The following is a 16,048-nucleotide window of genomic DNA, read 5'->3' on the forward strand; positions in this document are numbered from 1 at the left end:
CAGTGGTCGGTATATCAGTCCACCGACCTCGAGCGGAGCCTCATGGACATCATCGTCATCGTCGTGCTGGGCGTGCTCGCCATCGCCGCGGCGTCGCTCGTCGGCAACCGGCTCGGGGTCGCCGCGCCGCTCCTCCTCGTCGTGGCCGGCATCGGCGTCAGCCTGCTCCCGTTCGTGCCCGTGATCGAGATCGAGCCGGAGTGGATCTTGGCCGGCGTGCTGCCGCCGTTGCTGTACTCGGCGTCGGTGTCGATGCCGTCCACGAACTTCCGACGCGAGTTCGGCGCCATCGGCGGGCTCTCCGTCGCGCTCGTCGTGATCAGTTCGGTGCTGGTCGGGCTGCTGTTCTGGTGGCTGATCCCCGGGCTCGGGCTGTGGTGGAGCATCGCCCTCGGTGCCATCGTCAGCCCGACCGACGCCGTCGCGACGTCGATCGTCAAGAAGGTCGGGGTCTCGCCGCGCGTCGTGTCGATCCTCGAGGGGGAGAGCCTGCTCAACGACGCGACCGCCCTCGTGCTGCTGCGGACGGCGATCGCCGGGGCCGCCGCTTCCGTCTCACTCTGGGGTGCGCTCGGCGACTTCGCGTTCGCCGTCGTGGTCGCGGTCGCAATCGGCGGCGTCGTCGGCGTGCTGAACCTGCTGCTCCGCCAACGGATCACCGACCCGACCCTGGCCACGGTCATCTCGTTCACCGTGCCGTTCATCGCCTCGCTGCCGGCCGAGCATGTCGGCGCCTCGGGGCTCGTCGCCGCCGTCGTGGCGGGCCTCGTGACCGGGCACGGCTCGGCGCGACGACTCTCGCCGCAGCAGCGCCTGTCGGACTCGCAAAACTGGCGAGCGGCCGAGCTCGTGCTCGAGGGCGCCGTCTTCCTGATCATGGGGCTCGAGCTCTTCGGCTTGATCGAGGGCATGGGCGACGACGACGCCGACATCGGGGTCGCCGTGCTCGTGGCACTCGCCGCGCTCGTGGCGACCGTCGTGGTGCGGGCCGCGTTCGTGCTGCCGCTGCTGGCCTGGCTCCGGGCCACGAGGGCTCGCGGCGTCCGCATGAAGTCGTCGCTGACCGACATGCAGCAGCTGCTCGACGACCCCGAGGCGTTCGCCGAGCGCCTGCGACGGCAGAACGCGGGTCGGCGCGGCCGCCGGGGTGGCGGGGCCGGCGGCGATACCGTTCCCGGCGAGGCGGCCGTCGCGGGAGCGGCGGTCGAGGGGACGACCGTCGACGGCGCCGCCGTCGAGGGGGCGGGGCGCCGAGCGCCGTCCGCGGGGCGGATCGAGCGGATCGGCACACGCATCCGCCGGGTGCTCGCCGACATCGACTACTTCGCGGCGGCTCCGCTGACCTGGCGGGACGGCAGCGTCGTCGTCTGGGCCGGCATGCGCGGCGCGGTCACGCTCGCCGCCGCCCAGACGCTGCCGGCCGACACCCCGCAGCGATCGCTGCTCGTGTTCATCGCGTTCGTGGTCGCCGCGGCGTCGCTGCTGCTGCAAGGCGGCACGCTGAAGCGGTTCGTGTCGTGGGTCAAGCCCTCGACCGGCCCCGGCCCCGCCGAACAGGAGGAGGAGCGGGCGCGCATGTTCGCGCTGCTCCGCGAGGCCGTGCAGAGCGTCGAGCAGCCCGCCGACCTGGCCCGGTTCCGCGAGTCGGCCGTGCGGGCCGCGGCGACGGGCGGCGCGGTGACGGGCAGCTCGGCCACGGGCGGCTCGTCCGCCGAGGGCCCCGCCACGGGCAGTCCTGCCGACGGCGAGGTGACCGACATGGACGGCCCGCGACCGGCCTACAAGAAGTACGCCCTCGAGGTGATCGCCGCGCAGCGGGCCGTGCTGCTCGACGCCCGCGACGACGGACTCTTCGACAGCGAGATGCTGAACCACGCGCTCGCGTCGCTCGACGCCGACCAGATCGGCATCGAGATGCGCGGCGGCGCCGACGACTGACGCCGCTGACCGCGACACCGGCCGGAGGCGCGGGTCAGGGAAGCAGCAGCACCTTGCCGGTGGTCTTCCGCGCCTGCAGATCGGTGTGCGCGGCCGCCGCGTCGGCGAGCGGATACGTCTGCCCGACTCGCACGTCGAGCTGCCCGTCGACCACGGCGTCGAACAGATCGTCGGCCCGGTGACGGCGCTCCTCGGCCGTGCGCAGGTAGTCCTTCATCGTCGGGCGCGTCAAGAACAGCGAGCCGCCGTGATTGAGTCGCTGCGGGTCGACCGGGGGGACGGGCCCGGACGCCGCGCCGAACAGCACCACCGTGCCGCGGACGGCGGCCGCGTCGAGCGACCCGTCGAACGTCGATCGGCCGACCCCGTCGAACACGACGGGCACACCCGCGCCGTCGGTGAGGTCGCGCACCGCGGTGGCGAACCCGTCGTAGCGCAGGACGTGATCGGCGCCCGCCTGCCGGCTCAGCGCCTCCTTGTCGTCGGTCGAGACGGTGGTGATGACGGTCGCTCCGGCGCGCTTCAGCAGCTGCGTGAGCAGCAGTCCGACGCCGCCGGCACCCGCGTGGACCAGAACCGTCTGGCCGCGCTGCACGGCGACGGTCGACGACATCAGGTAGTGCGCCGTGTAGCCCTGCAGCGGAAGCGCGGCGGCGGTCTGGTCGTCGACGCCGTCGGGCACGGGCACGAGCACGGCGGCGTCCGCGACGAACTGCTCGGCGTAGGTGGCGTGCGCCTCGGCCGTCGTCACGCGCTGGCCGACCCGCAGGTCGTCGACGCCCTCGCCGACGGCCGCGATCGTCCCGGACGCCTCGGCGCCCGGGGTGAACGGCTTCGGCACGTCGTACGTGCCGTCGCGCTGATAGGTCTCGATGAAGTTGACGCCGGTCGCGGCCGTCGTCACGAGCACCTGCCCGGGGCCGGGCGACGGGGCGTCGACCTCGGCCGGTTCGAGGACGGACGGGGACCCCGCTTCACGGACGACGATCGCTCTCATGCGGCCGACCTTAGACGCCGATCGCGCGATCCGCCCCGCGAGGCATTCATCCGCGTAGGCCGCCCCGCGCTCGCGGCCTACGCGTCGGGCGACAGGGCCGTGACGACGGTGACGGCGTCCTCCCAGTACGGCGTGTAGTGATCGGGGTCCGCATTGACCTGCACGGTGTGGGCTGCCTGGGTGGGAGTCAGGTCCTTCCAGCCCGGTGTCTTCACGAGCTTCGTGAAGAACATCGTGGCGGCGGTGTAGGGCGTCATCCGGTCGTCGTAACTGCCCCAGGCGCCGTTGTCGCGCTGCTGGAACAGCCCGCGGCTGTCCGGCCCGACCGTGTCTCCGTAGTCGAGGTTCCGCAGGCTCGACTCGCCCATCGCCGTCATCACGCCGATGGCCTGGGTGTGCACGCCGATGCCCTGCGCCCGGGCCGCGACGATGATCCAGGCGGCGTTGACCAGGCGGTCCTGGCAGTAGCCGGCCACCGGCCCCGCCGGCACCGTGATGCCGTCAACGTCCACGGGCGGGACGTCGGGACAGGCCGGAGGCGGCGGCTCGATCGGCCCACTCGTCACGTCCATGGACATGGTGCTGGTCACCGCGACGGCACCGATCGCGGTGGCGGCGCCGATCACCACCAGGACGGTGAGCGCGGCGAGCAGCTTTCGCACGGGGCGGTCACCTCTCGAGGGCAGGGGGAGCGGGCGGCGGGAGCGGGCGGGGACGACGTCGAGCCTAGGCAACGGAACGGGATGCCGTGGGCGCCGCCGTGGATTTCAGCCCGGAGGACGACCGCGATCGCGGGGATTTACACCCCCGACACACGGCGTTCACGGCATCGACGCCGAAGGAAGGCACGCTGAACCCCATGATGACCGTGACCGGGCTGGCACACACGGCCGGCGACACCGCCGGACTGTTCTGGGTCTCACGGCGCCTCCTCGCCGAACACGCTGCGACGCAGGTCGGCCGGGGGCAGTACCTCGTCCAGCTGGACGGCGTGAGCACGGTGTTGCTGACCGAGCTGCCCGACGTGCTGCGCTTCGACGTGGTCGTCCGCGACGAGGTCTCGGCGCGGCGGGTCCGCCGCGGCATCGAGCGCGCGGTCGACGAGGTCGCGACGGGCGCCGTGTCGGCGCTCGCCTGGGAGGTCGGCACGGACGAGTCGCCGCTCCGCAGCGAGACGCGCCAGACCGCCTGACCTACTCGGCGGACCGCTCATCCGCCCCCGCCCCGGCGTCGGACTCGGTGTCGGAATCGGCCTCGGGCAGCAGGATCAGCTCGAAATGGTCGCGCAGCTGCTGCACGACGTCCACGCGATCGGGAGCCAGCAGCCACTGCAACTGGAGGCCGTCCCACAGGGCGACGAGGGACGCGGCCGCGCGATCGGGGTCGACCCCGGGGCGCAGGCCGCCCCGCGCCTCCAGCGCTCGCAGCCCGTCGGAGTACTCGGCCCGCAACGAGTCGAAGCGCGTCGCCACGTAGTCCTGGCCGGGGTTGTCGTCGGTCACGGCCTCGGCCGAGAGGACCGTGTAGAGCGAGATGAGACCCGGCACGGTCGCGTTGTAGGCGGCCTGCCGCAACACGCCCTCGCGCAGGGAGACGCCCGGCGCGCCGTCCGGCCGGTCGCTCTCGGGGCGGGAGCCGTCGTAAGCGACCTGATCGCGCCTCCGGAGCACGGCCAGCAGCAGGTCGCGCTTGGTCGGGAAGTAATGCAGCAGGCTCGTCTGGCTCATGCCCACGACGTCCGCGACGTCCTGCAGGGAGCCGCCGGTGAAACCGTGCGCCGAGAACACCTCGAAGGCCGCGCGCACGATCGCCTCGCGCCGTTCGGCCGACTTCGCGTACGGCCCTCGCGGCCTGCGTGACACCGTCGTCTTCCCCATGGCCGGTCAGCATAGGCCTCGGTGCGACCTCCATGCGAATTTCGAGTGGCTACTCGACTTTGTGCTAGCTTTCGAATCGACCCCGATCCACGACGAAGTGAGAGCAGATGAGTCCCCTTTCGAGACGGCACCTGCTGGGCCTCGGGCTCAGCGCAGGAGCCGCGGCGCTCCTCGCCGGGTGCGCGACGCCCGGCACCACGTCGGTGAACTCCTTGCCGACCATCCCGCCCGCCACGGGAGGCGGCCCCGTCAAGCTGCAGTACTGGGCCTGGCTGAAGGGCCTCGACCAGGTCTGCAAGCTCTACAACCAGACGCACTCCGACATCCAGGTCGAGGCCGTGTTCATCCCGGGTGGCAACGCCGGCGGCTACCAGAAGCTGTACTCGGCGCTCGCGGCCGGGGCGGGCCCCGACATCGCGCAGGTCGAGATGCGCTCGCTGCCCGAGTTCCTGCTCGCGAACGGGCTCGTCGACCTCAAGCGTTACGGCGCGGCGCAGTACGCCGACCTCTACGACCCCACGCTCTGGAACCAGGTCAGCTACACCGACGGCATCTACGCGATCCCGCAGGACAGCGGCCCGGTCGGCATGTACTACCGCCCCGATCTGCTCGAGACGGTCGGTGCCCAGGCGCCCGCGAGCTGGGACGACTGGTCGGCCACCGGCCTCGAGCTGAAGAAGAACGGCGTCCTGATGGACGTCTTCCCGCTCTCGGACGCGTCGGTGTTCACGGCGTACGCGACCCAGGCCGGCGCCGCCTGGCTCCGCCCGGAGGACGACGGCTGGGTCATCGACATGACCGACGAGGCGACGATGACCGTCGCCCGCTTCTTCGACAAGGCGATCGACGACGGGATCGTCTCGACGTCGTACACGGCCTATTCGCCGGCCTGGTTCGCCGCCGCCGGCAACGACAAGCTCGCCGGCTGCATCACCGGCTCGTGGGGCGACGCGCTGATCGAGGGTGTGAGCAACGCCTCGGGCAAGTGGAAGGTCGCCGCGATGCCGACCTGGACCGACCTGGGCTACAAGTCGAGCTTCCTCGGCGGGTCGACCGCCGCGATCCTCGCGAACAGCAAGCACCCCCAGGAGGCGCTCGACTTCACGGTCTGGATGACCACGACCAAGGAGGGTATCGACGCGATGATCAAGTACTGCGGCATCGGCTGGTCGCCGGCCCGCGGCGAGATCGGCACCACCCGCCAGCAGCCGAGCGAGTTCTTCAGCGGTCAGAACTACAACGAAGAGGTCTTCGTGCCCGCGACCGAGGAGTCCAGCCAGAACCAGGACTGGAGCTGGTGGCCGATCACGCAGCAGTCGTTCAACATCTTGAGCGATGGATTCCGGGGCAAGGCCTCGGGCGGCACGCTCGTCGACGCCGTCGCGCAGGCCGAGAAGCAGATCATCTCCGTCTTCCAGAACAAGGGCCTGTCGATCCGGAAGGCCAGCGCATGAGCTCGTCAGCCGCGACGAAGCGGGCGCCGTGGGTGCTGCTCGCGCCGTTCCTCCTCCTGTTCGTCCTGACCTTCGTCATCCCGATCGTCATCGCGATCGGGTCGAGCTTCACCAAGGTCAGCCGGGCCGGTCTGTTCGGCGAGGGCGGCGTGACGAGCGAGTTCGCGTGGTTCGACAACTACGCGCAGGTGCTCGGCGACTCGAACTTCATCGCCTCGATCGGGCGGATGTTCCTGTTCGGCATCGTGCAGGTGCCGGTCATGCTCATCCTCTGCACCGTCCTCGCGCTACTGCTCGAGTCGGCATCGGCGAAGTGGCCCGGGGTGTTCCGTGCGGCCTACTTCTTGCCCTACGGCGTGCCCGGTGTGATCGCGACGATCCTCTGGTCGTTCCTGTACGTGCCCGGTCTCAGCCCGATCATCGACGTGGGGGAGTCGCTCGGCTTCACCCCCGACTTCCTCGGTGAGAACACCGTGCTGTGGGCGATCGCGAACATCGTGACCTGGAGCTACACGGGCTACAACATGCTGATCATCATCGCCCAGCTGAAGTCGATCCCGGTCGAGCTGTACGAGGCCGCGAAGGTCGACGGCGCCTCGCCGCTGCGCGTGGCCACGAGCATCCAGCTGCCGTTGATCCGGCCGGCGCTGCTGCTCACGGCCGTGTTCTCGATCATCGGCACGCTGCAGCTGTTCGCCGAGGCCCAGGTGCTGCAACGCGTCGCACCGGCCATCGACAGCCAGTACACGCCGAACCTCAGCGCGTACACGACGGCGTTCGCCTACAACGACTACAACGTGGCCGCCGCCCAGTCGGTGCTGATCGCCCTCGTCGCGTTCACGCTGTCGATCGTGTTCCTCAGCATCACGAACAGGAAGAAAGCATGAGCATCTCGACGAAGAGTGCCGAGCACGCCACCGAGACCGAGTCCATCGTCACGGCCCAGGGCCGGAGGCGCGGGGCCGATCGCCCTGCCGTGCGCCGTTCCCGTGGGGCCGGGCCGGACCGCTCTGCGGGACGATCGCGCGCCTCCACCATCATCGTGACGGGCATCCTCGTCGTCGTCGCGTTGTATTTCTTGGTGCCGGTCTACTGGGTCGTCATCGCGGCGACGAAGACGACGGGCGACCTGTTCGGCACGTTCGGCTTCTGGTTCGCGCCGACGTTCGCGCTCTGGGACAACATCGGCCAGGCGCTGTCGTTCGGCGACGGCATCTTCGTCCGCTGGATGCTGAACTCGGTGCTCTACGCCGGGGTCGGTGCCGTGCTCGCGACGTACTTCGCCGCGGCCGGCGGCTACGCCCTCGCGAAGTACGAGTTCCGTGGCCGCAACACGGTGTTCGGCGCCATCCTCGGCGGCGTGCTGGTGCCCGGCACGGCGACCGCCCTGCCCCTCTTCCTGCTCTTCAGCAGCATGGGCATCGCGAACACGTACTGGAGCGTCCTGCTGCCGTCGCTCGTGTCGCCGTTCGGGCTGTTCCTCTGCCGGATCTACGCCCAGGCGACCGTCGACACGTCGCTGCTCGAGGCCGCCCGGCTCGACGGGGCGAGCGAGCTGCGCATCTTCCACACCGTGGGTCTGCGCATCCTCTCGCCGGCGCTCGTCACCGTCTTCCTGTTCCAGCTCGTCGGCATCTGGAACAACTACTTCCTGCCGCTCGTCATGTTGAGCGACGTGAACAAGTTCCCGGTGACGCTCGGCCTGAACAACTGGCTCAGCCAGACCGACCGTCTGCCCGAGTTCTACCAACTGACGACCGGCGGCGTGCTGCTGTCGATCATCCCGCTCGTCGTCGCCATGATCGTGCTGCAGCGCTTCTGGCGCGGCGGCCTCACGGAAGGCTCCGTCAAGTGACGAACCCCCCTGTCGCCCCGGCGACACCCCTCGACGCGGCGAACACCGGCGACGCCGCGTACGTCACCGACACCGGGCCGTCGTCCGGGCGCGTGCTGCCGGCGCGCTCGTGGCTGCACACCGATGCCCCCACGCTGTCCCTCGACGGGCGGTGGGCGTTCCGGCTGCTGCCCGGAGCGCCGGGAGTCCTCGGCGCCGGTGACGTGCTGCCGGACGGCGAGGGCATCGCCTCGATGGCCGACCCGGCGTACGACGACGCGGCGTGGGAGTCGATCACGGTCCCGTCGCACTGGCCGCTCACGTCGAGCCCGGACGGCGAGACCGGGGGAGGCGCGGGTGACGGAAGCCGCGGGCTCCCGATCTACACCAACGTGCAGTTCCCGTTCGCGACGGACGCCCCGCACGTACCCGACGCCAACCCCACCGGCGATCACCGGCGCTCGTTCGAGTTGCCGTCGTCGTGGACCGACCCGGCCGCGATCGCGCGCGTCGTGCTGCGCTTCGACGGCGTCGAGTCCCGCTACAAGGTCTGGCTGAACGGCATCGAGATCGGCGTCGGCGTCGGCAGCCGGTTGGCGAACGAGTTCGACGTCACGGACGCCCTGCGCCCGGGGCACAACGTGATCGCCGTGCGCGTGCACCAGTGGTCGGCGTCGAGCTACGTCGAGGACCAGGACCAGTGGTGGCTGCCGGGCATCTTCCGCAGCGTGGCGCTGCAGGCGCGGCCGGTGGGCGGGATCGACGACGTGTGGGTGCGGGCCGGCTTCGCGGACGGGGCCGGGCGGCTCGAGGTCGAGATCACCGCCGACGACGCGGCATTCCCCGTCACGGTCGCCGTGCCCGAGCTCGGCATCGACACCACCTGGGCGACCGCCGCCGATGTCGCTCCGCTCGGCGTCGCGGTCGTCGAACCATGGTCGGCCGAGGTGCCCCGCCTCTACGACGCGACCGTCACGAGTGCCGGGGGAGCCGAGCAGGTCCGCCTGCGCGTCGGCTTCCGCACCGTCGAGATCGTCGGCGACCGGTTCCTCGTGAACGGGCGCCGGGTGGTCTTCCACGGTGTGAACCGGCACGAGACGCATCCCGACCGCGGCCGCGTCTTCGACGAGGAGTTCGCCCGCGCGGATCTGCTGCAGATGAAGCGCTTCAACGTGAATGCGATCCGCACCAGTCATTACCCGCCGCACCCGCGCCTCCTCGATCTCGCCGACGAGCTCGGCTTCTGGGTCGTGCTCGAGTGCGACCTCGAGACGCACGGCTTCGAGCACCGCGGCGAACGCGACCAGTGGCGCGACAACCCGAGCGACGACCCCGCCTGGCGCGACGCCTACGTCGACCGCATGGTGCGCACGGTCGAGCGCGACAAGAACCACGCGAGCATCGTGATGTGGTCGCTCGGCAACGAGTCGGGCACGGGACGCAACCTCGCGGCGATGTCGGCGTTCACGCACGCGCGCGACACGACGCGCCCGGTGCACTACGAGGGCGATTACACGGGCGAGTACACCGACGTGTACTCGCGGATGTACTCCTGGGTTCCCGAGACGGAGGCGATCGGCCGCGGCGACGCGTCCGTCCCCTTGCTCGGCTGTTCGCCCGCCGAGGCGTACCGGCAGCGGTCGAAGCCGTTCATCCTGTGCGAGTACGTGCACGCCATGGGCAACGGCCCGGGCGCGATCGACCAGTACGAGGACCTCGTCGACCGCTACCCGCGCCTGCACGGCGGCTTCGTCTGGGAGTGGCGCGACCACGGCATCCGGACGCGCACGGCCGACGGCACCGAGTTCTTCGGCTACGGCGGCGACTTCGGCGAGGTCGTGCACGACGGCAACTTCGTCATGGACGGCATGGTCCTCAGCGACGGCACACCGAGCCCGGGCCTGTTCGAATGGGCGCAGGTCGTGTCGCCGGTGCGCCTGACCGTGACGCCGACCGGGGTGACCGTCGCGAACCTGCGGCACACGGCGACGCTCGCCGACGTGCGCGTCGAGTGGCGCGTCGAGCGGGACGGGGTCGTCGCGGCCGAGGGCGTCTTCGACGTCGGCGCGCTGTCCGCCGGCGAGTCGACGGTGTTCGACGTGCCGGGTGAGGCGTCTGCTTCGTCGGCCGGGTCTTCGTCGGCCGGGTCTTCTTCGGAGGAGACCTGGCTGACGGTGACCACGGTGACCGTGGACGACGCCGAGTGGGCGGCGGCCGGGCACGTGTTGTCGGCGGCCCAGGTGCGGCTCGCCGCGCCGCGGGTCGCCCTGAACGGCCCGCGACCGGCCGTCCGGCCCGCAACGCGTGCGTCGACGTCCGGAGGCGCGGGTCGACTCGAGCTCGGCCCCGCCGTCTTCGCGGGTGGCCGGCTCGTCGAGCTCGCCGGGCAGCCGGTCGCCGGGCCGCGACTCGAGCTCTGGCGCGCGCCCACCGACAACGACGAAGGTGGCGACATCGCGCCTCCCGATCTCATGGCCGATCGGCTCGACCTCCCCGTCGAGGTGGTCTACCCGCCGCACGCCGAGATCTGGCGTCGTGCCGGGCTCGACCGACTCGTCGGACGCGTGCTGTCGATCGACGAGGTCGACGGCGGGCTGGTCGTGTCGACGCGCTACGCGGCGGCCGACCGGCGGCAGTCCGTCGTGACCACGGAGCACTGGCAGCTCGACGGTGACGACCTCTGGCTGCGCGCCGATCTCGAACCCAGCTCGGACTGGCGGATCACCTGGCCCCGCATCGGCCTGCGCTTCGACCTGCCGCTCGGTGTCGACCGCGCGTCGTGGTTCGGCACGGGACCGCGGGAGTCGTACCCCGACAGCCGGCACTCGGCGCTGGTCGGACGGTACTCGGCGGCGGTCGACGAGCTCGTCCTGCCGTACGCGATGCCGCAGGAGTCCGGTCACCGCTCGGACCTGCGCTCGCTCGAACTCGCGGCCGGCGGAACACCGTGGCTGACCCTCGACACGGTGGCCGACTCACGGGGTCGGCTGCCGGGGTTCACCGTCGCCCGGCACACCGCCCAGCAGGTCGCGACGGCGCGGCACCAGCACGAGCTGCCCGTGCCCGCGGCGACGTATCTGTACGTCGACGCGGCGCAGAACGGCCTCGGCTCGCGGGCCTGCGGTCCGGACGTCTGGGCGGAGCACGTGCTGCGGCCGGCCGCGCACACGCTGACACTGCGGTTCGGGGCGGCGTAGCGACGGGCGCGCCTCCTCTCGCTCGTCGCGTCGTGAACCGCGTTCTGATCGACGCACCTCGCTCCATCGAGGTGCGTCGATCGGACCGAGGTTGTCGGGCGGGCGACGAGGAGGCGCGGTGTCAGCAACTACGCTGGGCTACGGCCCGAGCACCCGATGTCGGTGGTCTCGGGTTTGATACGAGCAGGGTCGCGCTCACCGTGAACCCCCGCGTGCTCGACCCGAGCCGCGCATCGCACGAGAGGCTTGCAGTGACCCGACCGCCCACCATCGCCGGCTCCGGCGGCGACCGGTCGGCCGACTCGGGGCCTCGGCACGTGCTGTCGACCGAGCTCGGCACGCTGTACCAGGGCGATTGCCTCGACCTCATGGCCACGATGCCCGAGCAGTCGGTCGACCTGCTGTTCGCCGACCCGCCGTTCAACCTCGGCAAGATCTACGGCGACCACTACGACGACGATGTGGCCGAGCACGACTACATCGACTGGTCGCGGTCGTGGATCGAAGCGGGGTCGCGTTTGCTGGCCCCGGGCGGCGCGTTCTTCCTGTACAACATCCCCCGCTGGAACATGCGCAACGGCGCCTTCTTGCAAGAGCTCGGGCTCGACTTCCGGCACTGGATCACGGTCGACATCAAGTTCGGCCTGCCGATCCCCAACAAGCTGTACCCGAGTCACTACAGCCTGCTGTACTTCACGAACGGCAGGCCGCGGACGTTCACGCGGCCGCGGCTGCCGATCCAGGTGTGCCGGCACTGCGGCGGCGACATCAAAGACTACGGCGGGCACCGCAACAAGCTGCACCCCGACGGCATCAACCTGTCCGACGTCTGGACCGACATCCCGCCCGTGCGACACCAGCGCACCAAGAACCGTGTGGCGAACGAGCTCAGCGAGAAGATGCTCGAGCGCGTGCTGACGATCGCGTCCGAGCCGGGAGACCGCGTGTTCGACCCGTTCGGCGGCGCCGGCACGACGTACGCGGTGGCGGAGCGGATGCACCGGCACTGGACGGGCATCGAGCTCGGCGAGGTCGACCAGATCGTGAAGCGGCTGACCGGCGAGCCGAACGAGGTCGAGCGGCCCGGGCTCGGCGACTCGCGGCACCTGCGCGGCGCCTGACGGGCTACCGCTGCTGCCTGTCGTCTGCAGGCGCTGTCGTCTGCGCGCACTGTCGTCTGCGCGCACTGTCGTGTGGCGTTCGCGACGTCGTGTGCTGTTCGGACGCGACAGGTTGACGCGAACGCGACACGACGGCGGTGCGGCTACTCCAGCAGGGCGCGGATGTCGTCGGCGGTCAGCGTCGAGCTGAACACGGCGTCGTCGTCCATGACCGCGTCGAAGAGCTGGGCCTTCTGCTCCTTGAGCGCCATGACCTTCTCTTCGATGGTGTCGTTCGCGATCATGCGGTAGATCATCACGTTCTTGGTCTGACCGATGCGATGGGTGCGGTCGACGGCCTGCGACTCGGCCGCCGGATTCCACCACGGGTCGAGGATGAACACGTAGTCGGCCTCGGTCAGGTTCAGACCGAAGCCGCCGGCCTTGAGGCTGATGAGGAACGCGGGCGCGTCGCCCTCCTTGAAGCGCGAGATGACCTCGCCCCGACGCCGGGTCGAGCCGTCGAGGTACTCGAACGCGACGTGACGCTGCGTGAGGCGGTCGGCGACCTTGCCGAGAAAGGACGTGAACTGGCTGAAGACGAGCGCGCGATGCCCCTCGGCCACGACGTCGTCGATCTCGTCGAGCAGCTGGTCGAGCTTCGCCGACGGGATGTCGGCGTACGCCTCGGCATCGACCAGGGAGGCGTCGAGCGACAGCATGCGCAGCAGCGTCAGCGACCGGAAGACGATCATCTGATGCCGGTCGAGGTCGTCGATCAGACCCAGCAGTTTCTGCCGCTCGCGCTGCAGCACCCGGTCGTACACGAGGCGGTGCGCCGGCTCGAGGTCGACGCGGAGTACCTGCTCCTGCTTGGCCGGCAGATCGGCGGCGACGAGGTCTTTCGTCCGGCGCATCATCAACGGTCGGACGCGCTTGCGGAGGCGCGCGAGACGCTCGGCCGCGGGCTTCGCGGCCGCGGGCCCGGCACCGGCCCAGCCCGCGCCTCCGGGTGCTCCGTCGCCGGTGGCCGCCGGGCCCGTGCCCGCGGCGATCGGCTTCACGTAGTCGTCGGTGAACCGGAGGCGCGTGGACAGCAGCCCCGGCGCCACGATGTGGAACAGCGCCCACAGGTCGGTGAGGCTGTTCTCCATCGGCGTGCCCGTGATGGCAAGCTTGAACGGCGTGTCGAGGTCGGCGGCACAGCGATGCGCCTGCGACGCCGGGTTCTTCACGAACTGCGCCTCGTCGAGGATGAGCCCGGCCCACTGCTCGGCCTGGTACGCCGCCGCATCGAGCCGGAACAGGGCGTACGAGGTGACGACGATGTCGGCTCCCGCGGCGGCCGTCCGGACCATGCCGTGGTTCTTGGTCTCGGTCACGCTGAGCCCGCGGGTGACGAGCCCGGGCGTGAACCGCTCGGCCTCGGCCACCCAGTTCGAGACCACGGAGGTCGGGGCCACGACCAAGAACGGCTTGGCCCCCTCGCTCGTACCCTCCGCGGCCTCACGCTCGCGCACCTGGGCGATGAGCGTCAGCGTCTGCAGCGTCTTGCCGAGCCCCATGTCGTCGGCGAGGATGCCGCCGAGCTGGTGCTGGTACAGGAACGACAACCAGGCGTAGCCCTCGTGCTGATAGGGCCGCAACGTGGCTCGCACACTCGTCGGCACCGGCGTCGTCGCGGCCGTGTCGACGTGCTCGAGGTCGAGCAGCCCGCCGACGGCCCGCGACCACGACTCGGCCTGGACCGTCTCGTCCGCCAGGTCGTCGAACTCCGACCAGAGGCTGGCCTGGTAACGGTTGAGTCGCGGCCCCGTCTCCCATTCGTCGAGCGACGACGCCTCGTCGATGAGGCGCTTCAGCTCGTCGAACGCGGGGTGGGCGAGCGACAGGTAGGAGTGGTCGACCAGCAGCAGCTTGCGCTGTCGCGTCGCGAGCGCCTTGAGCAGCGGCGCGAACGGCACCGTGCGACCCTCGACCGTCACGAGCACGCCGAGGTCGAACCAGTCGCGTTTGTCGGTCTCGACCGTCGTGATCGTGAGCTTCGGAGTGTCGGTCAGCTCGACGTAGTCGGGCCGCTCGCCCTCGATCTCGACCCGGACCTCGGGGTGGTGCTGCAGCGCCGGGATCGTCTTCGACGCGAACTCGGCGGCGTCGACCCCGCTGAGGCTAATCTTCTTGTCGGTCGGCACGAGATCGGTGATCGCGGCCAGGTCGGGCAGAGGCTCGCGATGACTCACCGGGTGCCGCCGGCCGGCGATCAGCCAGTGCCACCCCAGGGTGAGCTTGTGACGCGCCCCGAACGTCGCCGTCAGCACGAGTCGCGGCGGTTCGATCTCGGGGAAGACGACCGACGAGTCCGAGCTGGTCACCGCGACCGTGTCGTGCAGGGCGGGGTAGAACTCGCGGAAGAACTCGTCCGCGTCGTCCGCCGGGATCTCGATGGCGTCGTGTCGCAGCAGCAGGCGCCGCTGCTCGTCGGTGACCGGCGTGGCGGTCGGGGCGAGCGTCACGTGCAGCCCCGGGGCGAACCGCACGTGGTAGACGCCGTGGTCGCCGACCACGCCGAGCGTCGAGTCTCCCTCGACGAGTCCAGGAGGCGCGGTGCCGGTGATGCGCGCCGTGGTCTCCACGCGCAGCGCGGCTCGCTTCCCGGCCTCCGCCGCGCCCTGCGTGACGTCGACGGTGACGACGGCAGTGTCCGACACCGTGACGTCGGTCTCCTTCTTGCCCGTGACGAGCGCGATGCCGAGCCGCTCGGCCTCCGCGAGCAGCGGCCAGAGCAGCGGGCTGGCGAAGTCGTCGAGGTAGAGCCAGTCGGCCTCGCCGGGGGAGTAGGCCGCGATGGCGGACTTGTGCAGGGCGGTGAACTGCTGGAACCAGCCGTGCTGCTCGGCCGTGATCGCGAGACGGTTCATCGAATAGGGCAACGACGACCAGCTGACGTTGCTTCGTACCCAGTTGCCCGACGGGCTCTGCGTGACCGGTCGGACCGCGAGGCGACTCCGGGCCGGAGTACTCGTGACGGCCGTGAGCGTCGTCGTGGTCGGGGCCTCCCACCGGCTGCGCGACGACCGCGTCTGCTCGCGCAGCTCGAACTGCAACCCGAGTCTCGTCGCGCGGGCCGAGGGTCGCGTCGCGGTGTCGGCGGGCGGGCCGCCGACACCGCGCAGGCTGACCTTCCAGTCGGGCTCGCCACGTTCACCGGCGCCATGCCCCGGGAGAGGCGAGACGAGACCACCGCGGGCAGCCGTGCCCTCGGCGGAGACGGCGGACACGGGAGTGCGTTCGGCCAACGCGGCCTGGTTGTTCTGGAGCAGGGCTGCCGCGACGTGCTTGCAGTTGCCACCGAGTGGACAGGTGCAGCCCGTCTTGCCGGGGCGGCTGTAGTCGCCGCGAGTGGGGCTCAGCTCGATGTCACAGCGGTAGGGCTCGGCGTCGCTGCCGGTGACGGTGGCCGTCAGCGTCTGGCTGGGGGCATCCCACGACGTGCCGACGACACGGCCGTCGCGCACGTATTCTTTGGCCCGGCCGAACGGACGCGGGCCGACCAGCCGGATGACGTCGACGGCGTCGACGAGCGGCAGGGCAGCCGCACCCTCTCGAGAGCCGTGGCCGGAAGAGAGGGACATGCACCCATCGTGGCAGGTG

At 70.7% G+C, this 16,048-nt stretch carries 11 protein-coding genes; 7 read left to right on the forward strand and 4 right to left on the reverse strand.

What is annotated here, in order from left to right:
- Positions 1 to 42 precede the first annotated feature (42 nt).
- On the forward strand, positions 43 to 1,938 hold the full coding sequence (locus ACPEEZ_RS06240) for a cation:proton antiporter (RefSeq protein WP_423923851.1): 1,896 nt from the start codon (positions 43 to 45) through the stop codon (positions 1,936 to 1,938).
- A gap of 34 nt (positions 1,939 to 1,972) precedes the next feature.
- Here the strand turns inward: ACPEEZ_RS06240 and ACPEEZ_RS06245 are convergent, their stop codons facing one another.
- Both ACPEEZ_RS06245 and ACPEEZ_RS06250 read right to left on the reverse strand, forming a co-directional pair.
- Positions 1,973 to 2,935, reverse strand: a complete 963-nt coding sequence (locus tag ACPEEZ_RS06245; protein ID WP_423923853.1) for a quinone oxidoreductase family protein — start codon at positions 2,933 to 2,935, stop codon at positions 1,973 to 1,975.
- A 77-nt stretch (positions 2,936 to 3,012) separates the two neighbouring features.
- Entirely contained in the window at positions 3,013 to 3,597 is a 585-nt protein-coding gene (locus ACPEEZ_RS06250) for a hypothetical protein (RefSeq protein WP_423923855.1), read from the reverse strand.
- Between the two features lie 197 nt (positions 3,598 to 3,794).
- Between ACPEEZ_RS06250 and ACPEEZ_RS06255 the strand changes: the two genes are divergently transcribed.
- Positions 3,795 to 4,127: a hypothetical protein gene (locus tag ACPEEZ_RS06255; RefSeq protein ID WP_423923857.1), complete on the forward strand. Its 333-nt coding sequence runs from the start codon at positions 3,795 to 3,797 to the stop codon at positions 4,125 to 4,127.
- 1 nt (position 4,128) lies between these two features.
- Here ACPEEZ_RS06255 and ACPEEZ_RS06260 read toward each other — a convergent pair whose 3' ends face one another.
- Positions 4,129 to 4,812 (reverse strand): TetR/AcrR family transcriptional regulator, encoded by a 684-nt coding sequence (locus tag ACPEEZ_RS06260; protein ID WP_423923859.1) that lies wholly within the window; start codon positions 4,810 to 4,812, stop codon positions 4,129 to 4,131.
- A gap of 107 nt (positions 4,813 to 4,919) precedes the next feature.
- On the opposite strand from ACPEEZ_RS06260, the gene ACPEEZ_RS06265 reads away from it, so the two are divergent.
- The 5 genes from ACPEEZ_RS06265 to ACPEEZ_RS06285 all read left to right on the forward strand — a co-directional run bounded on the left by ACPEEZ_RS06265 (position 4,920) and on the right by ACPEEZ_RS06285 (position 12,418).
- Positions 4,920 to 6,266, forward strand: a complete 1,347-nt coding sequence (locus tag ACPEEZ_RS06265) for an ABC transporter substrate-binding protein (protein WP_423923861.1) — start codon at positions 4,920 to 4,922, stop codon at positions 6,264 to 6,266.
- Entirely contained in the window at positions 6,263 to 7,153 is an 891-nt protein-coding gene (locus ACPEEZ_RS06270; RefSeq protein ID WP_423923863.1) for a carbohydrate ABC transporter permease, read from the forward strand. Before ACPEEZ_RS06265 ends, ACPEEZ_RS06270 begins: the two co-directional genes overlap by 4 nt.
- Positions 7,150 to 8,121, forward strand: coding sequence for a carbohydrate ABC transporter permease (locus ACPEEZ_RS06275; protein ID WP_423923865.1), 972 nt, complete (start codon positions 7,150 to 7,152; stop codon positions 8,119 to 8,121). The genes ACPEEZ_RS06270 and ACPEEZ_RS06275 overlap by 4 nt, the downstream gene beginning before the upstream one ends.
- Positions 8,118 to 11,297: a glycoside hydrolase family 2 TIM barrel-domain containing protein gene (locus ACPEEZ_RS06280; RefSeq protein ID WP_423923867.1), complete on the forward strand. Its 3,180-nt coding sequence runs from the start codon at positions 8,118 to 8,120 to the stop codon at positions 11,295 to 11,297. The genes ACPEEZ_RS06275 and ACPEEZ_RS06280 overlap by 4 nt, the downstream gene beginning before the upstream one ends.
- A gap of 251 nt (positions 11,298 to 11,548) precedes the next feature.
- Positions 11,549 to 12,418: a DNA-methyltransferase gene (locus tag ACPEEZ_RS06285; RefSeq protein WP_423923869.1), complete on the forward strand. Its 870-nt coding sequence runs from the start codon at positions 11,549 to 11,551 to the stop codon at positions 12,416 to 12,418.
- Between the two features lie 143 nt (positions 12,419 to 12,561).
- Here the strand turns inward: ACPEEZ_RS06285 and ACPEEZ_RS06290 are convergent, their stop codons facing one another.
- Positions 12,562 to 16,029: an SNF2-related protein gene (locus tag ACPEEZ_RS06290; protein ID WP_423923870.1), complete on the reverse strand. Its 3,468-nt coding sequence runs from the start codon at positions 16,027 to 16,029 to the stop codon at positions 12,562 to 12,564.
- Between the last annotated feature and the right edge of the window lie 19 nt (positions 16,030 to 16,048).

The organism is Frigoribacterium sp. 2-23, from assembly GCF_049601585.1.
Taxonomy (GTDB): domain Bacteria; phylum Actinomycetota; class Actinomycetes; order Actinomycetales; family Microbacteriaceae; genus Frigoribacterium.

What these genes read in the sequence shown, in the direction of transcription:
- ACPEEZ_RS06260 (WP_423923859.1), bottom strand. Translation starts at nt 4,812, where the DNA reads ATGGGGAAGACGACGGTGTCACGCAGGCCGCGAGGGCCGTACGCGAAG.
- ACPEEZ_RS06245 (WP_423923853.1), bottom strand. Translation starts at nt 2,935, where the DNA reads ATGAGAGCGATCGTCGTCCGTGAAGCGGGGTCCCCGTCCGTCCTCGAA.
- ACPEEZ_RS06240 (WP_423923851.1), top strand. Translation starts at nt 43, where the DNA reads ATGGACATCATCGTCATCGTCGTGCTGGGCGTGCTCGCCATCGCCGCG.
- ACPEEZ_RS06270 (WP_423923863.1), top strand. Translation starts at nt 6,263, where the DNA reads ATGAGCTCGTCAGCCGCGACGAAGCGGGCGCCGTGGGTGCTGCTCGCG.
- ACPEEZ_RS06255 (WP_423923857.1), top strand. Translation starts at nt 3,795, where the DNA reads ATGATGACCGTGACCGGGCTGGCACACACGGCCGGCGACACCGCCGGA.
- ACPEEZ_RS06275 (WP_423923865.1), top strand. Translation starts at nt 7,150, where the DNA reads ATGAGCATCTCGACGAAGAGTGCCGAGCACGCCACCGAGACCGAGTCC.
- ACPEEZ_RS06290 (WP_423923870.1), bottom strand. Translation starts at nt 16,029, where the DNA reads ATGTCCCTCTCTTCCGGCCACGGCTCTCGAGAGGGTGCGGCTGCCCTG.
- ACPEEZ_RS06265 (WP_423923861.1), top strand. Translation starts at nt 4,920, where the DNA reads ATGAGTCCCCTTTCGAGACGGCACCTGCTGGGCCTCGGGCTCAGCGCA.